Here is a 25,393-nt window from a genome sequence, read left to right as displayed (position 1 = left end):
GCGTCCCCGACCAGGTGCTCCCCGACGGCGGCGTAGGGCGGGACACGAACGCCGCGAGCGCGGCAGGGAAACCCCTGCCGCGCTCGCCGGACGTGCGGTGGAACTCTCAGCTGCAACCGCTGGTGGAGCCGCAGCCCTCGCAGACGTAGCAGCTTCCGGCCGGGCGCATCTTGGTGCCGCAGGTGAAGCAGAGCGGCGCGTCCGCGGCCTTGCCGATCACGGCCTCCAGCAGTTCGGTGCTGGAACCCACCGAAGGCGCCGGCTTGGCGGCGGCGACATTCGCCGTCTCCTGTGCCGGCTGGGCCACCGGGCCGGTCTTCGGCTCGGGCGCCTCGACCGGGGCGGAGGCGGCCATCGCGGTGAGGTCCGCACCGCTCGCCTCCGCCTCCGCCTCGGCCCGGAGCTGGGCGGCCCGCTCCTTGGCGGTGAAGATGCCCAGTTCCGCGCGGCGCTCGTACGGCAGGAAGTCCAGCGCCAGGCGACGGAAGATGTAGTCCATCACCGAGGCGGCCATCCGCACGTCCGGGTCGTCGGTCATGCCGGCCGGCTCGAAGCGCATGTTGGTGAACTTGCTGACGTACGTCTCCAGCGGGACGCCGTACTGGAGACCGATGGAAATGGCCACCGAGAAGGCGTCCATCACGCCGGCCAGGGTCGAGCCCTGCTTCGACATCTTGAGGAAGACCTCGCCGAGGCCGTCGTCCGGGTAGGACGAGGCGGTGAGGTAGCCCTCGGCGCCGCCGACCGAGAACGAGACCGTCTGCGACGGGCGCTTCTTCGGCAGCCGCTTGCGCACCGGGCGGTACTCGACGACCTTCTCCACGACCTTCTCGGCCTCGGCCACCGGGGCCGGGGTCTCGGCGGCGCCCTTGTTCGGCTTGGCGACCGACAGCGGCTGACCCACCTTGCAGTTGTCCCGGTAGATCGCCAGCGCCTTGAGGCCGAGCTTCCAGCCCTCGTAGTAGATCTTCTCGACGTCCGCGACGGTGGCCTGCTCCGGCATGTTGACCGTCTTGGAGATCGCGCCGGAGATGAAGGGCTGGACCGCCGCCATCATCCGCACGTGCCCCATCGGCGCGATGGACCGCTCGCCCATGGCGCAGTCGAAGACCGGGTAGTGCTCCGGCTTCAGGCCGGGGGCGTCCACCACGTGACCGTGGTCGGCGATGTGCTCGACGATCGCCTCGACCTGCTCCTCGGGGTAGCCGAGGCTGCGCAGCGCGCGCGGCACGGTCTGGTTGACGATCTGCATCGAGCCGCCGCCGACCAGCTTCTTGAACTTGACAAGCGCCAGGTCCGGCTCGACGCCGGTGGTGTCGCAGTCCATCATCAGGCCGATGGTGCCGGTCGGGGCGAGCACGCTGGCCTGCGAGTTGCGCCAGCCGTTCCGGTCACCGAGCTTGTTGCCGAGCGTCCACTGCTTCGTCGCCTCGCGCTGCACGGCGGTGCCCACGGTGCCGGTCGGCTTGATGCTGTCGTTGGCGGCGGCGTGCTTGCGCATGACGCGCTTGTGCGGCTCGGCGTTGCGGGCGTAGCCCTCGTACGGGCCGACGATGCCGGCCAGCTCGGCGGAGCGGCGGTAGGCGGTGCCGGTCATCAGCGAGGTGATCGCCGCGGACACCTCCCGCCCCTGCTCCGAGTCGTACGGCAGGCCGGAGGCCATCAGCAGGGCGCCCAGGTTGGCGTACCCGATGCCGAGCTGCCGGTAGGCGCGGGTGGTCTCCCCGATCTTCTCGGTCGGGAAGTCGGCGAAGCAGATCGAGATGTCCATCGCGGTGATGACGAACTCGACCGACCGGACGAACTTCTCCACCTCGAAGCCGCCGTCGGCGCGGAGGAACTTCATCAGGTTCAGCGAGGCCAGGTTGCACGAGGAGTTGTCCAGGTGCAGGTACTCCGAGCACGGGTTCGACGCGGTGATCCGCCCGGTCTCCGGGCAGGTGTGCCAGTCGTTGATGGTGTCGTCGTACTGCAGGCCCGGGTCGGCGCACTCCCAGGCGGCCTGGGAGATGGTGTGGAACAGCTTCTTGGCGTCGATCGTCTCGATGGTCTGCCCGTCGAGCCGGCCGCGCAGGTCGAAGCCGCCGCCGTTCTCCACCGCGGTCATGAACTCGTCGGAGACGCGGACCGAGTTGTTGGCGTTCTGGTACTGCACGCTGACGATGTCGGCGCCGCCCAGGTCCATGTCGAACCCGGCGTCCCGCAGCGCGCGGATCTTGTCCTCCTCGCGCGCCTTGGTCGCCACGAACTCCTCGATGTCCGGGTGGTCCACGTCGAGGATGACCATCTTGGCCGCGCGCCGGGTGGCGCCACCGGACTTGATGGTGCCGGCGGAGGCGTCCGCGCCGCGCATGAAGCTGACCGGGCCGGAGGCGGTGCCGCCGGAGGAGAGCAGTTCCTTCGAGGACCGGATACGGGAGAGGTTCACCCCGGCGCCCGAGCCGCCCTGGAAGATCCGCCCCTCCTCCTTGTACCAGTCGAGGATCGAGTCCATCGAGTCGTCGACGGCCAGGATGAAGCAGGCGCTGACCTGCTGCGGCGACGGCGTGCCGACGTTGAACCAGACCGGCGAGTTGAAGCTGAACACCTGGTGCAGCAGCATCCAGGTCAGCTCGTGCGCGAACACCTCGGCGTCGGCCGGGGAGGCGAAGTAGCCGTACTCCTCACCGGCGGTGCGGTAGGTGTCGACCACCCGGTCGATCAGCTGCTTGAGCGACCACTCCCGCTCCGGGGTCCCCACCGCGCCCCGGAAGTACTTCGTGGTCACGATGTTGGCCGCGTTGACCGACCAGGACTCGGGGAACTCCACCCCGCGCTGCTCGAAGTTGATCGAGCCGTCCCGCCAGTTCGTCATGACGACGTCGCGGCGCTCCCAGGCGACCTCGTCGTAGGGATGCACCCCCTCGGTCGTCCAGACGCGCTCGGTCTTCAGCCCCGCCCCGGCCTTGTTCCGTGACTTGCTGGTCGTCACACCCTCGCCCCCTCGTCGGCACGGTGACCCACCGCGCCTGGTCGAACCTGTCAGAATCAGAGATGTCAGTTGATCGCGCCGGCGGTGTCGCCCGCCGGCGTGTCCGCGCCCCCCCGGGCGCGCGCGGCGGCCCGCAGCGTCTCGATCTCCCGCTCGAAGTCGGCGAGCGAGTCGAACGACCGGTAGACGCTGGCGAACCGCAGGTAGGCCACCTCGTCGAGGTCACGCAGCGGGCCGAGGATGGCCAGCCCCACGTCGTGGCTGGGGATCTCCGCCGCCCCCTTGGCGCGTACGGTCTCCTCGACCTTCTGTGCCAGCAGCGCGATCGAGTCGTCGTCGACCGGCCGGCCCTGGCACGCCTTGCGCACCCCACCGATGATCTTGGTGCGGCTGAACGGTTCGGTCACCCCGCTGCGCTTGACCACCGCGAGCACCGCCTCCTCGACGGTGGTGAACCGCTTGCCGCACTCCGGGCAGGACCGCCGCCGCCGGATGAGTTGGCCGTCGTCGGCCTCCCGCGAGTCGACGACCCGGGAGTCGGCGTGCCGGCAGTACGGACACCGCATCGCCCGACCTCCTTCATCGACCACGGGCACACCTACCGACTCCCGGGCACGCGTCGACCCGGCGGAGCCATCGTGGATGGCCGTCGCCGGATGTGCGGTGCGGGAGTGCGTTCGGTAGTGGAAACCCAACCTGTAGGCAACTTACGCCCATGTGACTACTACATCTAGGGGTTGACCGTATGCCGTCCCCCAAGCGAGGTCAAGTTGGTCGGCGTGTCCGGCGCGTCACCCGTCGAGGAGCCCAACGCCGACCCGGCACCCCCGGTCACGGGGCGTCAGGATGGAACACCCGTTCGAGTGCGGCGTACCATTTATCAGAACAAGCGTTCGGAAATCCAGGATTTCGGCGCGACACGCCGACAGCAGGTCGTACAGATGTTTGAAAATGGCCGATCTCACCTATACGGTCGGACCACACGCACCACGAGCCGACGAGGCACCCAGCGCCGACCAGGGAGGACGGACGTGACCGAGGACCGGGCCAGCCGGCAGAAGAACCCGCAGCCGATCGACGGGGCGGGGCCGCCGGCGACCCGCCGACCCCGCGCCGCGCGCAGTCGGGCCGCCCAGCCCGCCGTGCGTCCGGTCACACCGGTGGTCAGCGCCTTTCCCGACCCGGCCACGGTCGACCTCACCGCCCGGCAGCGCCGGATCCTGGAGTTCATCCGCACCTGGGTCGAGCGCCACGGCTACCCGCCGAGCGTCCGCGAGATCGGCGAGGCGGTCGGCCTGGTCTCCCCGTCCAGCGTCGCCTACCAGCTCAAGGAGCTGGAGAAGAAGGGCTTCCTGCGCCGCGACCCGAACCGGCCGCGCGCGGTCGACGTCCGGGCCCCGAGCGACGTCGACGACGAGGCCGCCCGCGCGCAGCGTCCCGCCCCGGCGTACGTGCCGATGCTGGGCCGGATCGCCGCCGGTGGCCCGATCCTCGCCGAGCAGGCCGTGGAGGACATCTTCCCGCTGCCCCGCGAGCTGGTCGGTGAGGGCGAGGTCTTCATGCTCCAGGTCAAGGGCGACTCGATGCTCGACGCGGCGATCTGCGACGGCGACTGGGTGGTCGTCCGGCAGCAGCCCAACGCCGAGGTCGGCGACATCGTGGCGGCCATGCTCGACGGCGAGGCGACCGTGAAGACCTACCGCCGCCGCGACGGGCACGTCTGGCTGATGCCGCAGAACCCGGCGTTCGACCCGATCCCGGGCGACGACGCGACCATCATGGGCCGCGTGGTGGCGGTGCTGCGCCGGATCTGACCGGCCGACTGACGCACGAGGGGTGACCGGTGGCCGGTCACCCCTCGTTCGCGTCGTGCCTCAGTAGCGGTCGCCCCGGGGCTCCCGGCCACCGGGGACCGGCCCGTACTGACCGCGCTCGCCGTAACCGTCGTCGCGGCGACCGCCGCGCGGATCCCGGGGATCGCGCCGCGGCGGCTCGGCCCGGCCGCCGTCCCCCCGCCGGCCACCACCGGGCTGCCCGCGGTGACCCGCGCCGCCCGGACCGCCACCCCGGCCGCCCGGACGCGCACCACCCTGGCCGCCTCCTCCACCGCCGTAGACGCCGCCGCCCGAACCGCCCCGCTCGCCGGTGCCGCCACCACCGCCCGCGCCACCGCCGTAGACGCCACCGCCCGGGGCACCGCCACCGCCCTGCGGCCGGCCACCCTGGGGCCGGCCGCCGCCCGAACGGCCGCCGCCCGGGGAGGCACCACCCGGTCGGCCGCCGCCCGGGGAGGCACCGCCGCCCTGCGGACCGCCGCCCGGGGGAACGCCGACCTGGCCACGGCCGCCGCCCGGCGCAGCCCCGCCGCTCGGCGGCCGACCGCCGCCCTGGGCAGCGCCTCCGTACACGGCGCCGCCCTGGGGCCGGCCACCGCCGTACACCCCGCCGGCCGGGCGTTCCCCGGCCGCGGCGCCGCCGTAGACGCCACCGCCCTGGGCGCCGCCGTAGACCCCGCCGCGTGGTGGCGCCTCCGGCCGGTTGCCGGGCGGGATGCCGCCGTTCACCGGGAACTCGTCGCTGCGCTCGGACTCGTCGGCCGGTGCGACGGGCGCCGGCCTGCGCCGGGCCCGCAGGATGCCGAAGACGCCGGCGCCGACCAGCAGCGCGCCGAGCACCCCGACCGCGGCGATCAGGTACGTGATCTCGTCGAGCGACAGCCCTTCCAGCCAGGACTTCTCGGCGGCCGGCCGGGTCTCGACCTTGCCGCCGTTGGGCAGCGCCTCCACACCGGTGGTGGCCGGCGTGTAGCCGAGGATGTCGATCGGGTCGGTCGGGTCGAGCGAGCCGCCGTCGGAGACGGTGACGAACGACTTGCCGTCGGAGGTGTAGGAGATCGCCTCGCCGAACGGGTCGGCCAACGGCGTCACCCGGGGTTTACCGCTGGTCAGGGCCTTGAGGATGTCGCCGCCGGCCACGTCGAACTCGAACGCGTCGGCGTACGTGCGCAGCACGACCCTGGCGCCGTCCGGCGAGCGGGCGGCGCCGGTGACCAGCGCCCGCCCCGGCGAGCCGAGCTTGTTCTCGGTGTTGGTCTTCGGCAGCGTGACCTCGCCGACCTTCTTCATCGGGATCGGCTCGGGGTCGCCGCCGGCCTTCAGCTTCGCGGTCGGGGTGAAGACCTCCGACTTGCCGGAGAGCTCCTTCGTGATCACCAGCGGCAGGTTGTCGTCGCCGACCAGCAGCGCCTCGGCGTCGTGCGGCTCCTTGCCCGGGTAGGCGAGCCGGTGCAGCACCGGTTCCTTCGACCCGGACAGCGGCATCGTCCAGACCGCGACGCGTTCCCGCCGGGTCTTCTTCTCGATGTTGTCGCCGGTGTCGGCCACCCAGAGCGTCTTGCGGTCCGGCCCGAGCGCCAGGTCCTCGGTGTCGAGCGGGCCGTCCCCGGAGTATCGGATCTCCTTGTCGACCTTGCACTTGGCGTCCAGGTAGAAGACGCGCTTGCGACTCGGGTCGTCGGAGCCGTCGTTGATGACGACGTACCCGTTGCCGGTGGCGACCAGGCCGGACAGCTCGCGGAGCCGGTCGTCGGCGACCGTGCACTTCTTCTTGGGAGCCGCGGCCAGCACCGGAGCCGCGGCGGGTGCCGCCGGGGCCGGCCCGGCCGGCGCCACGACCGCGCCGACCAGGCCGAGCGCGAGCGTGACCGAGGAGACAACGTGCCGCATGGCGCTCAGTGTCGCACGAGCCGGGTTTCGGGCGGGTGACGCCGGACGGTCACCGCCCGGCGCCCACCCGATCGTCGTTGGTGAGCCGGTCACCCGCGCGGTAGGGCGCCAGCTCGGCGGCGAGCGCCTGGCCCACCCGCACGTGCAGCAGCGTGCCCTCGGGCAGGTGCGCGGTGCTCAGCACCTCGCCCTGACGGTGCACCCGGGCCACCAGGTCACCCCGGTCGTACGGGAGCACCGCGCGGACCTCGACCGCCGGCCGGGGCAGCCGCCGCTCGACCGCCTCGCGCAGCTCGTCGACCCCGCGCCCGCTGTGCGCGGAGACGAAGACCGCCTCCGGCCAGAGCCGCTTGAGCCGCAGCATCGTCTCCTCGTCGGTGGCGTCGGTCTTGTTGACCACCAGCAGCTCGGGCAGCCGGTCGGCGCCCACCTCGGCGAGCACCTCGCGGACCGCCCGGACCTGCTCCTCCGGATCCGGGTGGGTGCCGTCGACCACGTGCACCACCAGGTCGGCGTCGCCGACCTCCTCCAGCGTCGAGCGGAACGCCTCGACGATCTGGTGCGGCAGGTGCCGGACGAAGCCCACCGTGTCGGAGAGCGTGTAGAGCCGCCCGTCGGAGGTGGTGGCCCGGCGGGTGGTCGGGTCCAGCGTGGCGAACAGCGCGTTCTCCACCAGCACGCCCGCCCCGGTGAGGCGGTTGAGCAGGCTGGACTTGCCGGCGTTGGTGTAGCCGGCGATGGCCACCGCGGGCACCGCGTTGCGGGAGCGCCGGGCGCGCTTCGTCTGGCGTACCGTGGTCATGCCCTTGATCTCGCGGCGCAGCCGCGCGATGCGGTGCCGGATCCGACGGCGGTCGGTCTCCAGCTTGGTCTCACCCGGGCCGCGCAGGCCCACGCCGCCGCCGGCGCCACCGCCGCGACCGCTACCACCGGTCTGGCGGGAGAGCGTCTCACCCCAACCGCGCAGGCGCGGCAGCAGGTATTCGAGCTGGGCCAGCTCGACCTGCGCCTTGCCCTCCTTGCTCTTGGCGTGCTGGGCGAAGATGTCGAGGATCAGGGCGGTGCGGTCGACCACCTTGACCTTGGTGCGCTGCTCCAGGTTGCGGAGCTGCGACGGGGACAGCTCACCGTCGCAGATCACCGTGTCGGCGCCGGTGGAGAGCACCACCGCGCCCAGGTCGTCGACCTTGCCCCGACCGATGTACGTCGCCGGGTCCGGTCGGTTGCGGCGCTGGATCAGCCCTTCGAGCACCTGCGAGCCGGCCGTCTCGGCCAGCGCCGCCAGCTCGGTGAGGCTGTTGTCCGCGTCGGACTGGGTCCCCTCCGTCCAGACGCCCACCAGGACGACCCGCTCCAGCCGGAGCTGGCGGTACTCGACCTCGGTGATGTCGGTCAGCTCGGTGGAGAGGCCAGGGACCCGCCGCAGTGCCTGCCGCTCCGACAGCTCGTACTCACCGGTGGTGGTGTCGAGCTCGTCGTCCTCGTAGGGGTGGAAGGTCTCCTGCTCGCGCAAACCGCGTCTCCTGTCCGTTATGTGCATCGCCGAGCATTTTCGGCGCGTGACAGCAATCCTGACACGTGTCAACGCCGGGCGCACCCGCGTTATGCCCGTGGCGCTACCCACCGGTAGTGGGGCCGGCTGCCGGTCGGCCCGGGTGGGCGGGTAGAAATGCCAGTCGAGCCGCTCAGCGTCGACGGAGGAGTTGTTTTCTCGTGGCCATCACCCGACTGCCGAGTGCCGGATTCTCGATCACGATCCGGATCGCGGTGCCCGCCGACGCCTCCTCCATCGGTCGACTGACCACCGCGACGGGCGAGGCCGGCGCCATCGTCACCGCGCTGGACGTGGTCGACTCCGACCCGACCAACGTGATCGTCGACCTCACCTGCGACACCGCCGACGCCGGCCACGCCGACCAGGTCGTCGACGCGCTCACCGCGCTCGACGGGGTGGACGTGCGCAAGGTCTCCGACCGGACGTTCCTGCTGCACCTGGGCGGCAAGATCGAGGTGACCCCGAAGGTCGCGCTGCGTACCCGCGACGAGCTGTCCCGGGCGTACACCCCGGGGGTGGCCCGGGTCTGCATGGCGATCGCGGAGAACCCGGCCGACGCCCGGCGGCTCACCATCAAGCGCAACACGGTCGCCGTGGTCAGCGACGGCTCGGCCGTGCTCGGCCTGGGCAACCTCGGGCCGGCCGCCTCGCTGCCGGTGATGGAGGGCAAGGCGGCGCTGTTCAAGCGCTTCGGCGGCGTGGACGCCTGGCCGGTGGTGCTGGACACCCAGGACACCGACGAGATCGTGGCGATCGTCAAGGCGATCGCGCCGGCGTACGGCGGGATCAACCTGGAGGACATCGCCGCGCCGCGCTGCTTCGAGATCGAGGCCCGGCTGCGCGAGGCGCTGGACATCCCGGTCTTCCACGACGATCAGCACGGCACCGCGATCTGCGTGCTGGCCGCGCTGACCAACGCGCTGCGCGTGGTGGGCAAGCAGCTCGCGGACGTCCGGGTCGTGGTCTCCGGCGCCGGCGCGGCCGGCACCGCGATCATGAAGCTGCTGCTGCGTCAGGGCGTGGGCGACATCATCGCGTACGACCGGCAGGGCGCGCTGCACCGCGGGCTGCCCGACCTGAACCCGGCCTGGCAGTGGCTGGCCGAGAACACCAACCGGGAGAACTACACCGGCGACCTGGCCGGTGCGGTGCGCGGCGCGGACGTGTTCATCGGAGTGAGCGCGCCCAACCTGCTCACCGGCGACGACGTGGCCGCGATGGCGAAGGACGCGATCGTCTTCGCACTGGCCAACCCGGACCCGGAGGTGGACCCGCGGGAGGCGCGCAAGCATGCTGCCGTGGTCGCCACCGGCCGCTCGGACCAGCCGAACCAGATCAACAACGTGCTCGCCTTCCCGGGCGTGTTCCGCGGCATGCTCGACGCGCACGCCGAGGAGTTCACCGAGGAGATGGCGATCGCGGCGGCCCGCGCCATCGCCGACGTGGTCGGCGAGGACAAGATCAACCCCACCGTGATCGTGCCGAGCGTGTTCGACTCGCGGGTCGCCCCGGCGGTGGCCGCCGCGGTGCGCGCCGCCGCGCAGAACCCGGCCGTCACGCCGCCGCCCGCCGCCGACCCGGGCCCGGCCGACCTTCCCGAGATCGCCGCCAACGCCAGCGCCACCCCCTGACGGAGCCACCGCGACCGCGGCCCACCGCCCGCCTTCGCTGCCACCCCACCGCCCGGCCGCCCGCCTTCGGCCGCCCCCGCCGCCCGCCGTCGCTCCGTGCCGCGCCGCCCGGACGCCCACCTTCGCCGCATGCCGCGCCGCCCGGACACCCACCTTCACAGCCTGCGCGCCGTCTCGCCGCCTACCTGCGCTGCATGCCGCGCCGCCCGACCGCCCACCTTCGCCGAATGCCGCGCCGCCCGACCGCCCACCTTCGCCGAATGCCGCGCCGCCCGACCGCCCACCTTCGCCGCATGCCGCGCCGCCCGACCGCCCACCTTCGCCGCATGCCGCGCCGCCCGACCGCCCACCTTCGCCGCATGCCGCGCCGCCCGATCGCCCACCTTCACAGCCTGCGCGCCGTCTCGCCGCCCGCCTTCGCTGTCACCCCACCGCCTGGCCGCCACCTTCGCGGCGTGCCGCGCCGCGGGCCGCTTGCCCTAAGCTGCCGCCCTGCCCCCGCCCCGTCCCGCCCCCGCCTCGCCCTCCCCGCCGCCGGCGTGTCACGCTCGGCGTGTCGCGGCCGGCAGAGGTGCGACTGTGAAGCGATATACCCCTGCGTCATAAATATGACCAGGCGGTATATCGCTCCTGACTCCATCCATCCCCCGAGTCGTCACTACGCGTAACCAACGGCCCCGTGCGCGGCGACGCCCCGTGCGGGCCAACGCCCCAGTGCGGGCAACGTCCCAGTGCGGGCAACGTCCCAGGGCTGGCAACGTCCCAGGGCGGGAAAGCCGCCGCGCGAGGCAACGCCCCCCGCGCGAGGCAAATGTCCCGGCTGGGCAACGCCCTGTTCGAGCAAACGCTCCCGGCTGGGGCAACGTCCCCGGTGCGGGGCAGCGCCCCGTGCGACCGGCGCCAGCCGGGGGAAGCACGGGATCAGGGGCGCAGGGCGGCGCGGGTCAGGGTGCCGGTGGCGACCAGCACGGCAGGGCCGGCCAGCCAGCAGGAGTCGGGGGTCACGGTGACCGTCAGACGACCGCCCGGGACGTCCACGGCCACGACGCCGTTCTCCCGGCCCATGTCCCGCAACGCCACCGCCGCCACCGCGCACGCGCCGGTGCCGCAGGAGAGCGTCTCGGCAGAGCCCCGCTCGTGGACCCGCATCAGCACGTGCCCGTCGGTGCCGTCGACCGGCTCGCCGGGCGTGGTGAACTCGACGTTGACGCCGGCCGGGAACGTCGCGGCGTCGACCTCGGGGGCGCGGGTGAGGTCGAGGGCGGCCAGGTCCAGCGCGGCGGGCAGCGCACACACCAGGTGCGGGTTGCCGACGTCCACCGCCGCACCGGTCAGGGTCAGCCCGCCCAGTGTGGCGGTGGCCGCGTCGTGCAGGCGGGGCCGGCGCATCTCGACCGCCACGTCCGCGCCCTCGACGCGGGCCCGGACCAGACCGGCCCGGGTGGCGATCGGCAGCGTCCCGCCCGACGGGGCGACAAGCGAGCGCTCCAGCAGGTAGCGCACGAAGACCCGGGCCCCATTGCCGCACATCTCCGCGAACGAGCCGTCGGAGTTCCAGTAGTCCATGAACCACTCGGCCTCGCCGGCAAGCGCGGCGCCGTCGGGGTGCTTCGCGGCGCGCACCACCCGCAGCACGCCGTCGCCGCCCAGCCCGCGTCGTCGGTCGCAGAGCGCGGCGACCAGGCCGGGCGTCAGGTCGAGCGTGCCGTCCGGGTCGGGCAGGATGACGAAGTCGTTGCCGGTGCCGTGCCCCTTGCTGAACTCCACGGTCCCATCATCCCCGATGCCCGGCGGCGATCCGCAGCGCCGTGTCGACGAACCCGGGGGCGGCCGAGTCGAGCCAGTGCACGCGCGGATCGCGCCGGAACCACGAGCGTTGCCGGCGGACGAAGCGGCGGGTGGCCCGGATCGTCTCCTCGTACGCCTGCGTCTCGGTCAGCTCACCGGTCAGGAACCGCAGCACCTGCTGGTAGCCGAGGGCACGGCTGGCAGTCCGGCCCGCCGGCAGCCCCGCGCCGACCAGCGTGCGCACCTCGTCGACCAGGCCGTCGGCCCACATCCGGTCCACCCGCAGCGCGATCCGCTCGTCCAGCGTCGCGGTGTCCAGGTCCACGCCGAGTTGCACGGACGGGTAGTACGGCGTGGGCGCCGGCAGCGACGCGGTGAACGGCGCGCCGGTCAGCTCGATCACCTCCAGCGCCCGGACGATCCGCCGGCCGTTGCCGGGCAGGATGCCGGCCGCCGCCACCGGATCCGCCGCGGCGAGCCGGGCGTGCAGCGGGGCCGGGCCGACCTCGGCCAGCTCCGCCTCCAGCCGCTCCCGCAGCGCCGGGTCGGTGCCGGGGAACTCGAACTGCTCCAGCACCGCCCGCACGTAGAGCCCGGAGCCGCCGACCAGCAACGGCACCCGCCCCCGGGCGAGGATGTCGTCGACCGCCGCGCGGGCCAGCTTCTGGTACTCGGCGACGCTGGCCGGCTCCGTCACCGGCCAGATGTCCAGCAGGTGGTGCGGCACGCCCTCCCGCTCGGCCGGGGTCAGCTTGGCGGTGCCGACGTCCATGCCCCGGTAGAGCTGCATCGAGTCGGCGTTGACCACCTCGCCGTCGAGCGCGTGCGCCAACGCGATGCTCAGCGCCGACTTGCCGGCTGCGGTCGGCCCGACCACCGCGACAACGGTCACGACAGGTCCCCGTTCCCGACTGCGGGGCTCGCAAGCTCACTCCTCGCGCTCACACCCGCTCCCAGTTCGCCACGAAGTAGGCGACGCCGTAGGGCGCCCGGTGGTAGCTCAGGTCGCCGCGCCAGCCGCCGCCCGCCGCGCCCGCCGCGCCCGCCAGCGTCTGCCAGGGCGCCCGCCCGGCGACCCGCAGCTCGGCGGAGAGCACCGGGTCCAGGCCGCGCAGGGCGTCGGCGTCCGCGCCGGCCAGGGCCGCGGCGACCACCTCGTCGTACGCCTGCGCGCGCGGGTCGTCGTACCCCGGCGCGGTGACGCCCCGGCAGGCGGACCCGTCGCCGAGCACGAGCAGCGCGACCCGCGGATCGTCGTCGGCGATCAGGCTCGCGCCGAACGTCGCGCACTCCGCCGGTGCGGCGTCGTGGGCCACCGACCGGGCCAGGCGGGGCAGCCCGGTGCCGGAGCGGTTCAGCAGCCAGGCGCCGATGGTCAGGCTCAGTGGCAGGACCTCTCCGCCGGAGCAGGAGATCTTCCACAGCCGCACCGGCCGGTCGAGCCCGAAGGCGCGCAGGGAGCCCGAGTCGGCGGCGTTGAACCGGACGGTCTCCGGTCCCCCGCCGACGAGCAGGATCGCGTCGGGCGCGGCGGCGAGCAGCCGGGCGACCGCCGCGTCGGCGGCGGCCCGCAGCTCGTCCAGCTCGGGCGCGGCGGCGCCGGCCAGCTCCGGCACGAGCAGCGGCGGATGGGGGCAGACGGCGGCGGCGACCAGGGGCACGACCCCAACCTAGCGGGACACCCCGGTGCGCCCCGCGCCGATCCGGTCATCGAGGGCGTACGACACCGTATGGTCACGGTCGACGACAGGCGCTCGACACGGACGGGGGCGGACCTGTGACAATGCCGGGAGAAAGTTTGCTGCGCCGTGGCGGCGACCGAGGGCTGTTCCCTCGGCGCCGGGAGAACGAGGATGGGCACATGAGCGACTGGACTGCCTTCGGACGGGTCGACGAGGACGGCACCGTCTACGTCAAGACCGCCGAGGGCGAGCGGGTGGTCGGATCCTGGCAGGCGGGGGCCCCGGAGGAAGGGCTCGCCCACTTCGCCCGGCGCTTCGCCGACCTGGTGACCGAGGTGGACCTCACCGAGGCCCGGCTCAACTCGGGCGCGGCCGATGCCGGCCACTCGCTGACCACGATCCGCCGGATCCGCGCGTCACTGGCCGAGGCGCACGTGGTCGGGGACATCGACGCCCTGGCCGCCCGGCTGGACAAGCTGGCCGCCGTCGCCGAGGAGAAGGCCGGCGAGGCCAAGGCGGCCCGGGAGGCCGCCCGGGGCGAGGCGCTGACCCGCAAGACCGCCCTGGTCGAGGAGGCCGAGAAGCTGGCCGCCGAGTCGACCGGCTGGAAGACCGCGGGCGACCGGCTCAAGGAGATCCTCGACGAGTGGAAGACCATCCGCGGCGTCGACAAGAAGACCGACGGTGAGCTGTGGAAGCGGTTCGCCGCCGCGCGGGACGGCTTCACCCGGCGCCGGGGCGCCCACTTCGCCTCCCTCGACCAGCAGCGCAAGCAGGCGCAGACGGTCAAGGAGGAGCTGGTCGCCGAGGCCGAGAAGCTCAAGGAGTCCACCGACTGGGGCGTCACCGCCGGCCAGCTCAAGGATCTGATGGCCCAGTGGAAGGCCGCGCCGCGCGCCGCCAAGGAGGCCGAGCAGAAGCTCTGGGAACGGTTCCGGGCCGCGCAGGACGAGTTCTTCACCCGCCGCAGCGAGGTCTTCTCGGCGCGGGACAACGAGCAGAAGGTCAACCTGGAGCGCAAGCAGGCGCTGCTGGTCGAGGCCGAGGCGCTCGACGTCGACGGCGACCCGAAGGGCGCCCAGGCGAAGCTGCGGGAGATCCAGGCGCAGTGGCACGAGGCCGGCCGGGTGCCCCGCGAGGCGGCTGCCGGCCTGGAGCGCCGGCTGCGGACGGTGGACGAGAAGGTCCGCCAGGTGATGGACTCGGCGTGGCGGCGTACCTCCAAGGAGGACAATCCGCTGCTGGCGCAGATGCGCGCCCAGGTGGCCGAGGCCGAGGAGCGGCTGGCCCGGGCCCAGGCGGCCGGCGACACCCGCCGCATCAAGGAGGCCGAGCAGGCCCTGGCGTCCAAGCGCCAGTTCCTCCAACTGGCCGAGCAGGCCGGCTGACGCCCTCCCTCCCTTCCCCTCCTCCCTCCCCCGCACGCTGATTCACGGAAAGAGTGCCTATTCCACACCGGATAGGCACTCTTTCCGTGAATCAGCGTGGAAAGGGGGGCGGGGTGCGGTGGTGTGTTGACGCATCGAGGTGGGCTGATCAGAATGGGCGGCGGAGTCAGGTTGTGACGCCGGCGCAGGGCGTCGACGGGTGATCGTGCCGTCGAGGATCGCCGGTGTTTCCCCCGCGGGTGGCCGTCCACGTGACCGGCCCGGCGGACGCTGTCCGCGTACTCGATGACGAGCGGGTCGGGCCTCCTGGTCCTGCCGCCCGCGGCGCCCGAGCGGCGCGGGCATCCGAAGTGGAGCTCCCATGCACCGACGCACCGCCCTCGGCGGCGCCCTCACGGCGCTCGCCACCGCCGCGGCCGGCATCCTCGTCGCCGCGGCCGTCAGCACCACCCCGGCCGCCGCCGCGGCCGGCGGCACCGGCACCGGTTACCTGCACACCAACGGCAACAAGATCGTCGACAGCACGGGCGCGACCGTCCGGCTGACCGGCATCAACTGGTTCGGCATGGAGACCGACAACAAGACGTTCCACGGCCTGTGGTCGAGCAACCCGTGGCGCGGCCAGCTCGACACCATGGCCCGGTTGGGCTACAACACGCTGCGCATCCCGTTCTCGAACGACTCCATCAAGCCCGGTGCGACGGCGACCGGGATCAACGACTTCGTCAACCCGGACCTGATCGGGCTCTCCCCGTTGCAGATCCTGGACAAGGTCATCGACTACGCGGGCAGCAAGGGGATGCGGGTCATCCTGGACCGGCACCGGCCGACCTCGGCCGGGCAGTCGCCGCTCTGGTACACCTCGGGCGTGTCCGAGGCGACCTGGATCGCCGACTGGAAGACGATGGCCCAGCGGTACGCGAACAACCCCACGGTGATCGGCGCGGACCTGCACAACGAGCCGCACGCCGAGGGCACCAACCCGGCCGCCACCGGCGCCTGCTGGGGCTGCGGCGACACCGCCCGGGACTGGCGGCTCGCCGCCGAGCGGGCCGGCAACGCGATCCTCGGCGTGCAGCCCAACTGGCTGATCTTCGTGGAGGGAGTGAGCTGCCCGAGCGGCGGCCTGTCGAACGTCTGGGACAACGACCCCAGCAACGACGAGGACTGCGGCTGGTGGGGCGGCAACCTGTCCAAGGCCGGGCAGTTCCCGGTGCGGCTGAACGTGGCGAACCGGCTGGTCTACTCGCCGCACGAGTACGCCACCTCGGTCTACCGGCAGGCCTGGTTCGACGACCCGAGCTACCCGGCGAACATGCCGGCGATCTGGGACAAGTACTGGGGTTACCTCTACAAGCAGAACATCGCGCCGATCATGATGGGCGAGTTCGGCACCACGCTCCAGGACCCGAAGGACAAGGTCTGGCTGGAGAACCTGATGGCCTACACCGGCACCGGGGTCAACGGCATGTCGTTCACCTACTGGTCGTGGAACCCGAACTCGGGTGACACCGGCGGTATCGCCAACGACGACTGGACCACCGTCAACCAGGCCAAGCAGGCCATCCTCCAGCCGTACCTGATCCCGCCGACGGGTGGCGGCAGCACCAGCAGCCCGTCCCCGACCGGCACCCCGAACACCTCGCCGGCACCGACCACGCCGGCACCGACGACGCCGGCGCCCAGCGGCGGCTGCACCGCCAGCTACAAGCAGACCAACGCCTGGGCCGGCGGATTCCAGGGCGAGCTGACCGTGAAGAACACCGGCACCGCCGCGCTGAACCCGTGGTCGGCCACCTGGACGTGGCCGTCCGGGGTGACGCTTGCGAGCGGCTGGAACGCCACCGTCACGCAGTCCGGCACGACGGTCACGGCCGCCGCGCCGAACTGGGCGTCGTCGCTGGCGCCGGGCGCCTCGGTGACCGTCGGCTTCACCGCCAACGGCACCGCCGCCGCCCCCGCCACCGTCAAGCTCAACGGCACCGCCTGCTGATGGTGCAAGGAGGGGTCCCTTCTTAACACTCGGTGTTAGGAAGGGGCCCCTCCTTCGGACGCGGGCGGGGTTCAGTGGGCGGCGCAGCCGCCGGTGGGGGCGGGCGACTCGGCCGGCGCGCCCAGCGTCGGCAGCCCGAGCAGCACCCCGGGCGTACGCGGGGCGCGTCCCGCCTCGGCCGCGTCGCCGGCCCGGGTACGCCGGTGCGCCACCGGCGCACCGTCCGCGTTGAGGTGGTGCGGGGCGGCGTACGTGACAGTGGTGTGCACGATGTCGCCGGGGCGGATCCGCCCGGCCAGGTCACCGGTGGCGAAGTGCACCAGCCGGCCGTCGCGGGCCCGGCCGGACATCCGGCCGGTGCGCTCGTCCTTGCGCCCCTCGCCGACGGCGACCAGCACCTCGACGGTCTCCCCGACCAGCTTCTTGTTCTCCGCCCAGGTGATCTCCTCGACACAGGCGATCAACCGCTCGTAGCGCTCCTGCACGACCTGCTTGGGGAGCTGGTCGGCCATGGTGGCGGCCGGGGTGCCGGGGCGCTTGGAGTACTGGAACGTGAACGCCGACGAGAACCGGGCCTCCCGGACCACGTCGAGGGTCTGCTGGAAGTCCGCCTCGGTCTCACCGGGGAAGCCGACGATGATGTCGGTGGTGATCGCCGCGTCCGGCATCGCCGCCCGGACCTTGGAGATGATCCCCAGGTACTTCTCCGACCGGTACGAGCGGCGCATCGCCCGCAGCACGTCGTCGGAGCCGGACTGCAACGGCATGTGCAGCGAGTGGCAGACGTTCGGCGTCTCGGCCATCGCGGCGATCACGTCGTCGGTGAAGTCCTTCGGGTGCGGGCTGGTGAACCGGACCCGCTCCAGCCCGTCGACGTCGCCGCAGGCGCGCAGCAGCTTGCCGAACGCGTACCGGTCGCCGAACTCCACCCCGTAGGAGTTGACGTTCTGCCCGAGCAGCGTCACCTCCAGCACGCCCTCGCCGACCAGCGCGCGCACCTCGGAGAGCACGTCGCCGGGGCGGCGGTCCTTCTCCTTGCCGCGCAGCGACGGCACGATGCAGAACGTGCAGGTGTTGTTGCAGCCGACGGAGATGGAGACCCAGCCCGCGTACGTCGACTCGCGCCGGGTCGGCAGCGTGGACGGGAAGACCTCCAGCGACTCGAGGATCTCCACCTCGGCCGCCGCGTTGTGCCGGGCCCGGTCCAGCAGCGCCGGCAGCGAGCCGATGTTGTGCGTGCCGAAGACGACGTCCACCCAGGGCGCCTTGCGGACGATCTCGCCGCGGTCCTTCTGGGCCAGGCAGCCGCCGACCGCGATCTGCATCCCGGGATGCTTCGTCTTGACCGGGCGGAGGTGGCCGAGGTTGCCGTAGAGCCGGTTGTCGGCGTTCTCCCGGACCGCGCAGGTGTTGAACACCACCACGTCGGGCTGCTCGACGGACTCGGCGGCGCGCACGTAGCCGGCGTCTTCGAGCAGGCCGGAGATGCGCTCGGAGTCGTGCACGTTCATCTGGCAGCCGTACGTGCGCACCTGGTAGGTGCGCGGGCTGCCCGCGGCTGCGGTAGTCATGACCCGGACAGCGTATCCGGGCCACCCGGACCGCCCCACCCCCGTGTCCCGCCCGGCGGGTGGGGTGGGGGCCGGTCAGGCGGCGGCCAGCGCGGGGGCGACCGAGTCGGGGGCCCACCGGGAGCGGTGGCACTGCGACCAGCCCCGGCAGCCGGGGTCGGCCAGCGTGCAGAGCCGCTGGTCGCTGAGCGCCTCGCCGTCGTCGGTCTCGACCACGTCGAAGTGCACCGGGCGGATCGTGCCGTCCGGGGCGACCAGCAGGTGCCGGCCGGCGTCGAGCGTGTCGTCGCGCATCAGGCAGTTGCGGCCGAGCACCCGGGCCAGGGCCGCGATGGCGGGCAGCTCGGGCAGGCGTTCGGGCACGCCGTAACAGTCGACCACGGTGCCGTACGCCCCGGGCGCCTCCCACACGTCGCAGACCACCGCGTACGCGGGCAGCCGGACCGGGTCGGCGACGGCGAGCGGCATCACCACCCGGCCGAGCGCCTCGGCCAACGCCGGGTAGACCTCCACCGGCGCGCCGCCGTCGATTCTCCAGTTCCACAGCTCGGTCATGCCGCCTCCTCGCTGCGCTCGTCCCACCGGCCTCCGGATCGGGCCTTACTGACGATGGTGGGGGGCATTTGACCTCGACCGGGGGCAAGTTACCGGTCTGTGACCATTCCGGGCAAAATTTCCCTTGGGCGACGTTGCCCTGAGTAGCGGGAAGATGACAGTTTATCGGGTACGGTGTCGCGTCCGCGCCACTGCCACGCCGGTCAGCGCAGCCGGATCAACGTGTCGGAGGCGGGTAGCAGCTCGCCGACCACCGTGCCGCCCGGCACCTCGCCGGCCACCAACAGCCCGCCCGACGTCTGCGCGTCGGCCAGCAGCAGCCGCTCGGCCTCGTCGACGTCGCCGAAGTCGGTCCACGGCGTCACCCACTCCAGGTTGCGCCGGGTGCCGCCGCTGACGTACCCGTCGCGCAGCGCCTCCCGCGCGCCCGGCAGGTACGGCACCGCGGCGGTGTCGATCACCACCGTGAGCCGGCTGGCGCGGGCCAGCTTCGAGGCGTGCCCGAGCAGCCCGAAGCCGGTCACGTCGGTGCCGCAGCGGATGCCGGCGGCCACCGCGGCGCGGGCGGCGTCCCGGTTGAGCCGGGTCATCGAGTCGACCGCCGCCGCGAAGCGCTCCCCGGTCTGCTTGTGCCGGGTGTTGAGCACGCCGACGCCGAGCGGCTTGGTCAGCGACAGCGGCAGCCCGGCCCGCCCGGCGTCCAGCGTGATCAACTCGTCCGGGCGGACCAACCCGGTGACCGCCAGGCCGTACTTCGGGCCGTCGTCGTCCACGCTGTGCCCGCCGGCCAGGTGGCACCCCGCCTCGCGGGCCACGTCCTGCCCGCCGCGCAGCACCTCCCGGGCCAGTTCCAGCGGCAGCGCCTCCCGCGGCCAGCACAGCAGGTTGAGCGCGACGAGCGGGGTGCCGCCCATGGCGTACACGTCGGAGAGCGCGTTGACGGCGGCGATGCGGCCCCAGTCGTACGCGTCGTCGACGACCGGGGTGAAGAAGTCGGCGGTGGTCACCAGGCCGGTGCGCTCGTCCAGCCGGACCACCGCGGCGTCGTCGCCGTTCTCCAGGCCGACCAGCAGCTCGGCGGCGCCGCCGCTCGGGCCCAGTCCGGCGACCATCGCCTCCAGCTCACCGGGCGGGATCTTGCAGGCACAGCCGCCGCCACGGGCGTACTCGGTGAGCCGGAACGTCATCGCTCCATGATCTCCGCGCGACGGCGGCGTCGCCACTCGGACGCCCCGGCCGGGGGCGGAATTGGGACCCGCCGGCACACCGGTGACCGGTGTTACCGCTCCGTGACCAACTGAGTTGCGTTCCGCCACATCACCCCGCCTACAGTTGCCCAACCGGGGGTCGACCGACCCCCTGTTCCGGCACGGACGACAGGGACGGTGGACGATCGTGACGACGGGCGACCCGCTGATCGTGCTCGACGGGGTCAACAAGTGGTTCGGGCCGCTGCACGTGCTCGACGACGTGTCCCTCTCCGTCGGCCGGGGCGAGGTGGTCGTGGTGATCGGCCCGTCCGGCTCCGGCAAGTCGACGCTGTGCCGCGCCATCAACCGGCTGGAGCCGATCGACAACGGCACCATCACGTTCGACGGTCAGCCGCTGCCGGCCGAGGGCAAGCCGCTGGCCAAGCTGCGCAGCGAGGTCGGCATGGTGTTCCAGTCGTTCAACCTCTTCGCACACAAGAGCATCCTGGAGAACGTCACGCTCGGGCCGGTCAAGGTCCGCAAGGAGAAGCCGGCCGCCGCCCGCGAGCGGGGCCTGGCCCTGCTCGACCGCGTCGGCATCGCCAACCAGGCGGACAAGTACCCGGCCCAGCTCTCCGGCGGCCAGCAGCAGCGGGCGGCGATCGCCCGCGCACTGGCCATGCAACCCAAGGCGATGCTCTTCGACGAGCCGACCAGCGCGCTCGACCCGGAGATGGTCGGCGAGGTGCTCGACGTGATGACCTCGCTGGCCCGCGACGGCATGACCATGGTGGTGGTCACGCACGAGATGGGCTTCGCCCGGCACGCGGCCAACCGGGTCATCTTCATGGCCGACGGCAAGCTGGTCGAGGACGCGCCGCCGGCCGAGTTCTTCGCGAACCCGCGCAGCGAGCGGGCCAAGGACTTCCTCTCCAAGATCCTCACGCACTGAGCGTCCGTAGTGGAGTCGTCCCCGGCGGCTCCGTCGAAGAAGGAGATGAGTATGCGTATGAAGCGCGTGGCGGCGGTAGCCGCGGCGGCGACCTTGGCGCTCGGCATGAGCGCCTGCGGCGGCGACGGGGACAGCGGGTCCGGCAGCGGCGGCGCCAAGGGCATCATCGGCAAGGCCCAGAGCCAGAAGAAGCTGGTCATCGGCGTGAAGGCCGACCAGCCGGGCCTCGGCATCCAGACCGGCAGCCAGTACGAGGGCTTCGACGTCGAAATCGCCAAGATCGTGGCCAAGGGCCTCGGCGTGGACGCCGGCAACATCGAGTGGAAGACCACCGTCTCGGCCAACCGTGAGCCCTTCATCCAGCAGGGCACCGTCGACCTGGTGGTGGCCACCTACACCATCAACGACGAGCGCAAGCAGAAGATCAACTTCGCCGGGCCGTACTACATCGCCGGCCAGGACCTGCTGGTCAAGGCCGACTCCACGCTGACCGGCCCGGAGGCGCTCGACGGCAAGACGGTCTGCTCGGTCACCGGCTCGACCCCCGCCAAGCGGATCCAGACCGAGCACCCGAAGGCCAAGCTCCAGCAGTTCGACTCGTACTCGAAGTGCCTGCCGCTGCTGGAGAGCGGCAAGATCGACGCGGTGACCACCGACGACATCATCCTGGCCGGCTACGCCGCGCAGTCGCAGTACGCCGGCAAGTTCAAGGTGGTCGGCAAGCCCTTCTCCAGCGAGCCCTACGGCATCGGCCTGAAGAAGGACGACAAGGACGGCTGCGAGAAGGTCAACGAGATCCTCAAGACCGCCGCCTCGGACGGCTCCTACAAGGCCGCCTGGGACGCGACGCTGGGCAAGAGCGGCACGGCCGCGCCCGAGCTGGACACCACGAAGCTGACCAACTGCGGCAGCGTCTGACCTGATCCGGGGGCCGGCATCCGCACGGGTGCCGGCCCTGGTCCGTCACGACGCCGACGACGTGCCCCGGGAGTCGACGCATGCACGTATTCGCTGATCCGACCAACCTCGACGCGTACCTGTCGGGTTTTCTCTGGATCCTCAAGCTGACCGGCGCGTCGGCGGTCCTCGCGCTGGTGCTCGGCGTGCTTCTCGCCGCCTTCCGGGTCTCCCCGGTGCCGGTGCTGCGGGGCGTCGGCGCGGCCTGGGTCAACATCTTCCGCAACACGCCGCTGACGCTGATCATCTTCTTCTGCTACTTCGGCCTCTTCACCACGCTCGGCCTGACTCTCTCCGACGACCTCGACCAGAACAACTACTGGCTCGGCGTGGTCGGTCTGTCGGTCTACACCGCCGCGTTCGTCTGCGAGGCGGTCCGCTCCGGGATCAACACCGTCCCGCCCGGTCAGGCGGAGGCGGCCCGCGCGATCGGGCTGACCTTCTTCCAGACCCTCCGGATCGTGGTGCTCCCGCAGGCCGGCCGGGCCGTGGTCGCCCCGCTGGGCAGCGTGCTCATCGCGCTGTGCAAGAACGCCACGATCGTCGGCACGATCGGCCTGATCGAGGCGTCCAGCGTGATGAAGGACCTCATCAACAGCAACGGCGACGCGGTGATCGCGATCTTCGCCGTCTTCGCCGGCACCTTCGCCGCGCTCCTCATTCCGACCGGCTACTTCTTCGGCTGGCTGGCCAACCGACTGGCGGTGAAGCGCTGATGAGCACCAGCACCGTTCTCTACGACCACCCCGGGCCCCGGGCCCGCGTCCGCAACGCGGTGCTCAGCGTCGTCTTCGGCGTCGGCCTGGTGGCGTTGCTCTGGTGGGTCTACGCCAAGTTCGACCAGGCCGGGCAGTGGGAGGGCAGCCTCTGGCAGCCCTTCACCGAGGCATCCACCTGGACCCAGTTCATCTGGCCCGGCCTGCGGCAGACCCTGTTCGCCGCCGCCACCGGCATGGTGCTGTCGCTGGCCTTCGGCATCCTGTTCGCGGTCGGCCGGCTCTCCGACCACTGGTGGGTCCGGGTTCCGGCCGGCGCGATCGTGGAGTTCTTCCGCGCCGTCCCGCTGCTCCTCATGATCTTCTTCATCTTCTACGGTGTGCCGTTCCTGATCCAGGGACCGGTGTCGGCCTTCTGGTCCGTGGTCGTCGGCCTCACGCTCTACAACGGGTCGGTGCTCGCCGAGGCGTTCCGCGCCGGCATCCGCTCGATCCCGGCGGGCCAGGCCGAGGCGGCCTACGCCGTCGGCATGCGGAAGAGCCAGGTGATGCAGTTGATCCTGGTGCCGCAGGCGGCCCGGGCCATGCTGCCCGTGATCGTCAGTCAGCTCGTGGTGCTGCTCAAGGACACCGCGCTCGGCTACATCGTGGCCTTCCCCGAACTGCTCCAGCGGGGCGTCAACGACCTGTCCGCGAACCGCGGGAACGTGGTCGCCGCGGCGATCGTGGTGGCGGTCATCTACATCGCCATCAACTCGCTGGTGACCGCGTTGGCGAACTGGCTCGACCGGCGTACCCGCCGACGCGGGTTCCGGGTCCCGAAGCAGGCGACGGCACCGCGAGACGACGCTCGGGTGACCGAACCACAGGGTTGAGCGAGGGCGTCCAGAGGCGCCGAAAGCAGCGTGGGGATGGCGGCCGGCACCGGCCACCATCCCCACGCGTCCGTCAGCGGGCGATCTCGGTGACCCGGGACTCGCGCACCACTGTCACCCGGATCTGCCCCGGATAGGTCAGCTCCTCCTCGATCTGCTTGGCCACGTCGCGGGCCAGCACGGCCGCGCCGATGTCGTCCACGTCGTCCGGCTTGACCATCACCCGGATCTCCCGGCCCGCCTGCATGGCGAAGACCTTCTCCACGCCGAGCTTGCCGGCCGCGATCTCCTCGATCCGCTCCAACCGCTTGACGTACGCCTCCAGGCTCTCCCGCCGGGCCCCGGGCCGCCCGCCCGAGCAGGCGTCCGACGCCTGGGTGAGCACCGCCTCGATGGTCTGCGGCGGCACCTCGTTGTGGTGCGCCTCGATGGCGTGCACCACGTCCTCGGCCTCGCCGTACTTGCGGGCCAGGTCGGCGCCGATGATGGCGTGGCTGCCCTCCACCTCGTGGGTGAGCGCCTTGCCGATGTCGTGCAGGAACGCGCACCGCTTGATGGTCGCCACGTCCAGGCGCAGCTCCGCGGCCATGGTGCCGGCGATGTGCGCGGTCTCCACCAGGTGCTTGAGCACGTTCTGCCCGTACGACGTCCGGTAGCGCAGCCGGCCCAGCAGGGTGACCAGCTCCGGGTGGATCTCGGTGATGCCCACCTCGACCAGGGCGTCCTCGGCGGCCCGGTGACACAGCTCCTCCACCTCGTGGCGGGCCAGGTCGTAGACCTCCTCGATCCGGTGCGGATGGATCCGGCCGTCCAGCACCAGCTTCTCCAGCGTCAGCCGGCCGACCTCCCGGCGGACCGGGTCGAAGCAGGAGAGCAGCACCGCCTCGGGCGTGTCGTCGATGATCAGGTTGACGCCGGTGACCGACTCGAAGGCGCGGATGTTGCGCCCCTCCCGGCCGATGATCCGGCCCTTCATCTCGTCCCCGGGCAGGTGCAGCACGCTGACCACGCTCTCCGCGGTCTGCTCGCTGGCCACCCGCTGGATGGCGTCCACCACGATGTGCCGGGCGCGCTGCTCGGCGGTGCCCCGCGCGTCCGACTCGATCTCCCGGACCAGCAGCGCGGCCTCCCGCTTGGCCTGTCCCTCGATCGACTCGACCAGCTCGGCCCGCGCGGCGTCGGCGGTCAGGCCGGCCACCCGCTCCAGTTCGCGACGGCGCTGCTCCTCCACCTCGGTCAGCGCCCGCTCGCGCTCGCTCAGCGCGGCCTCCCGGGCGGCGAGCGCGGCGGTCGCGGCGGTGAGCTGCCGCTCGCGCTCGGCGAGCCGCTCCACCTCCTCGGTGTGCAGCCGCTCCCGCTCGTCCATCCGGGCGGCCCGGCGCTCCACCTCGGCGGCCTGCTCGCGGGTGGTGGCGGCGAGCACCGCGACCTCCCGCTCGCCGCTGCGCCGGGCGGTGGTACGCAGTTGTTCGGCGTCCGCCTCGGCCTGCTTGTGAGCCCGCTCCAGCACCGTGTCGGCCTCGGTGCGGGCGTCGTCGAGCACCCGTCGCGCCTCGGCGCGGGCGGCCTTCGCCTCGGCCTTCGCGGCGGCTGCCTCGGCCCGGGCCGCGGAGGCCGCCGACTTCGCCACGTCGATGGTGCTGTTGACCTCGTCGGCGGCGGTACGCAACGCGGCCAGGGACTGCTCCTGCCGGTCCTTCTCCGCGATGAAGGCCGGGTCCTCCGGTGCCGGGGCCAGACTGAGCCGCTGGAGCGCCCGCACACCGAACAGCACGGCGCCGACCACCACCACGACCAGCAGCAGCACCACCACGAGGAGGACGACGTCGAAGGCGCTCATCGCA

Annotated in this window: 19 protein-coding genes; 8 read left to right on the top strand and 11 right to left on the bottom strand. The window is 72.4% G+C overall.

Going from position 1 to position 25,393, the window contains the following annotated elements:
• Positions 1-106: 106 nt before the first annotated feature.
• On the bottom strand, positions 107-2,971 hold the full coding sequence (locus ACIA6B_RS22620) for a vitamin B12-dependent ribonucleotide reductase (RefSeq protein ID WP_396776041.1): 2,865 nt from the start codon (positions 2,969-2,971) through the stop codon (positions 107-109).
• 65 nt (positions 2,972-3,036) lie between these two features.
• Positions 3,037-3,537, bottom strand: a complete 501-nt coding sequence (gene nrdR, locus ACIA6B_RS22615) for a transcriptional regulator NrdR (RefSeq protein ID WP_107159129.1) — start codon at positions 3,535-3,537, stop codon at positions 3,037-3,039.
• 465 nt (positions 3,538-4,002) lie between these two features.
• On the opposite strand from nrdR, the gene lexA reads away from it, so the two are divergent.
• Positions 4,003-4,785, top strand: coding sequence for a transcriptional repressor LexA (lexA, locus tag ACIA6B_RS22610; protein WP_396776038.1), 783 nt, complete (start codon positions 4,003-4,005; stop codon positions 4,783-4,785).
• Positions 4,786-4,845: 60 nt separating this feature from the next.
• Here the strand turns inward: lexA and ACIA6B_RS22605 are convergent, their stop codons facing one another.
• Both ACIA6B_RS22605 and hflX read right to left on the bottom strand, forming a co-directional pair.
• On the bottom strand, positions 4,846-6,696 hold the full coding sequence (locus ACIA6B_RS22605; RefSeq protein WP_396776036.1) for a hypothetical protein: 1,851 nt from the start codon (positions 6,694-6,696) through the stop codon (positions 4,846-4,848).
• 49 nt (positions 6,697-6,745) lie between these two features.
• A complete protein-coding gene (hflX, locus tag ACIA6B_RS22600) occupies positions 6,746-8,209 on the bottom strand; it encodes a GTPase HflX (protein WP_396776035.1) in 1,464 nt (487 codons plus the stop codon).
• Between the two features lie 200 nt (positions 8,210-8,409).
• Here hflX and ACIA6B_RS22595 point away from each other — a divergent pair, with 200 nt between their 5' ends.
• A complete protein-coding gene (locus tag ACIA6B_RS22595; protein WP_396776033.1) occupies positions 8,410-9,882 on the top strand; it encodes an NAD-dependent malic enzyme in 1,473 nt (490 codons plus the stop codon).
• 921 nt (positions 9,883-10,803) lie between these two features.
• Here the strand turns inward: ACIA6B_RS22595 and dapF are convergent.
• The 3 genes from dapF to ACIA6B_RS22580 are packed head-to-tail and all read right to left on the bottom strand — an operon-like array spanning position 10,804 to position 13,331.
• A complete protein-coding gene (dapF, locus tag ACIA6B_RS22590; RefSeq protein WP_396776031.1) occupies positions 10,804-11,649 on the bottom strand; it encodes a diaminopimelate epimerase in 846 nt (281 codons plus the stop codon).
• A gap of 7 nt (positions 11,650-11,656) precedes the next feature.
• On the bottom strand, positions 11,657-12,562 hold the full coding sequence (gene miaA / locus ACIA6B_RS22585; protein ID WP_396776029.1) for a tRNA (adenosine(37)-N6)-dimethylallyltransferase MiaA: 906 nt from the start codon (positions 12,560-12,562) through the stop codon (positions 11,657-11,659).
• Between the two features lie 49 nt (positions 12,563-12,611).
• On the bottom strand, positions 12,612-13,331 hold the full coding sequence (locus ACIA6B_RS22580) for a hypothetical protein (protein WP_396776027.1): 720 nt from the start codon (positions 13,329-13,331) through the stop codon (positions 12,612-12,614).
• Between the two features lie 200 nt (positions 13,332-13,531).
• Between ACIA6B_RS22580 and ACIA6B_RS22575 the strand changes: the two genes are divergently transcribed.
• Together ACIA6B_RS22575 and ACIA6B_RS22570 are read left to right on the top strand one after the other, a co-directional pair.
• Entirely contained in the window at positions 13,532-14,740 is a 1,209-nt protein-coding gene (locus ACIA6B_RS22575; protein WP_281935416.1) for a DUF349 domain-containing protein, read from the top strand.
• Between the two features lie 361 nt (positions 14,741-15,101).
• Positions 15,102-16,733: a cellulase family glycosylhydrolase gene (locus ACIA6B_RS22570; protein WP_396776025.1), complete on the top strand. Its 1,632-nt coding sequence runs from the start codon at positions 15,102-15,104 to the stop codon at positions 16,731-16,733.
• 71 nt (positions 16,734-16,804) lie between these two features.
• Here the strand turns inward: ACIA6B_RS22570 and miaB are convergent, their stop codons facing one another.
• The 3 genes from miaB to selD all read right to left on the bottom strand — a co-directional run bounded on the left by miaB (position 16,805) and on the right by selD (position 20,046).
• Complete coding sequence (gene miaB / locus ACIA6B_RS22565; RefSeq protein ID WP_396776023.1) at positions 16,805-18,304, bottom strand: tRNA (N6-isopentenyl adenosine(37)-C2)-methylthiotransferase MiaB; 1,500 nt, start codon at positions 18,302-18,304, stop codon at positions 16,805-16,807.
• A 75-nt stretch (positions 18,305-18,379) separates the two neighbouring features.
• Positions 18,380-18,859 carry a hypothetical protein gene (locus tag ACIA6B_RS22560; protein ID WP_281935421.1) on the bottom strand — a complete coding sequence of 160 codons (480 nt, stop codon included), beginning with the start codon at positions 18,857-18,859 and terminating at the stop codon, positions 18,380-18,382.
• Between the two features lie 203 nt (positions 18,860-19,062).
• On the bottom strand, positions 19,063-20,046 hold the full coding sequence (gene selD / locus ACIA6B_RS22555) for a selenide, water dikinase SelD (RefSeq protein ID WP_396776021.1): 984 nt from the start codon (positions 20,044-20,046) through the stop codon (positions 19,063-19,065).
• A gap of 208 nt (positions 20,047-20,254) precedes the next feature.
• Between selD and ACIA6B_RS22550 the strand changes: the two genes are divergently transcribed.
• From ACIA6B_RS22550 to ACIA6B_RS22535, 4 genes are all read left to right on the top strand, one after another.
• On the top strand, positions 20,255-21,001 hold the full coding sequence (locus ACIA6B_RS22550; RefSeq protein WP_396776019.1) for an amino acid ABC transporter ATP-binding protein: 747 nt from the start codon (positions 20,255-20,257) through the stop codon (positions 20,999-21,001).
• A 51-nt stretch (positions 21,002-21,052) separates the two neighbouring features.
• Complete coding sequence (locus tag ACIA6B_RS22545) at positions 21,053-21,919, top strand: glutamate ABC transporter substrate-binding protein (RefSeq protein ID WP_396776018.1); 867 nt, start codon at positions 21,053-21,055, stop codon at positions 21,917-21,919.
• Positions 21,920-21,999: 80 nt separating this feature from the next.
• A complete protein-coding gene (locus ACIA6B_RS22540; protein ID WP_107159098.1) occupies positions 22,000-22,674 on the top strand; it encodes an amino acid ABC transporter permease in 675 nt (224 codons plus the stop codon).
• The gene (locus ACIA6B_RS22535; protein ID WP_396776015.1) at positions 22,674-23,549 is read left to right on the top strand and encodes an amino acid ABC transporter permease; all 876 of its coding nucleotides are present in this window, start codon (positions 22,674-22,676) and stop codon (positions 23,547-23,549) included. Before ACIA6B_RS22540 ends, ACIA6B_RS22535 begins: the two co-directional genes overlap by 1 nt.
• A gap of 73 nt (positions 23,550-23,622) precedes the next feature.
• Here ACIA6B_RS22535 and rny read toward each other — a convergent pair whose 3' ends face one another.
• Positions 23,623-25,389 (bottom strand): ribonuclease Y, encoded by a 1,767-nt coding sequence (gene rny, locus ACIA6B_RS22530; RefSeq protein ID WP_396776013.1) that lies wholly within the window; start codon positions 25,387-25,389, stop codon positions 23,623-23,625.
• Positions 25,390-25,393 lie beyond the last annotated feature (4 nt).

The organism is Micromonospora sp. NPDC051141, assembly GCF_044455765.1.
GTDB lineage: Bacteria > Actinomycetota > Actinomycetes > Mycobacteriales > Micromonosporaceae > Micromonospora.
Note: the sequence above shows the minus strand (reverse complement) of the source record. Positions and strands in the feature narration are given on the sequence as shown.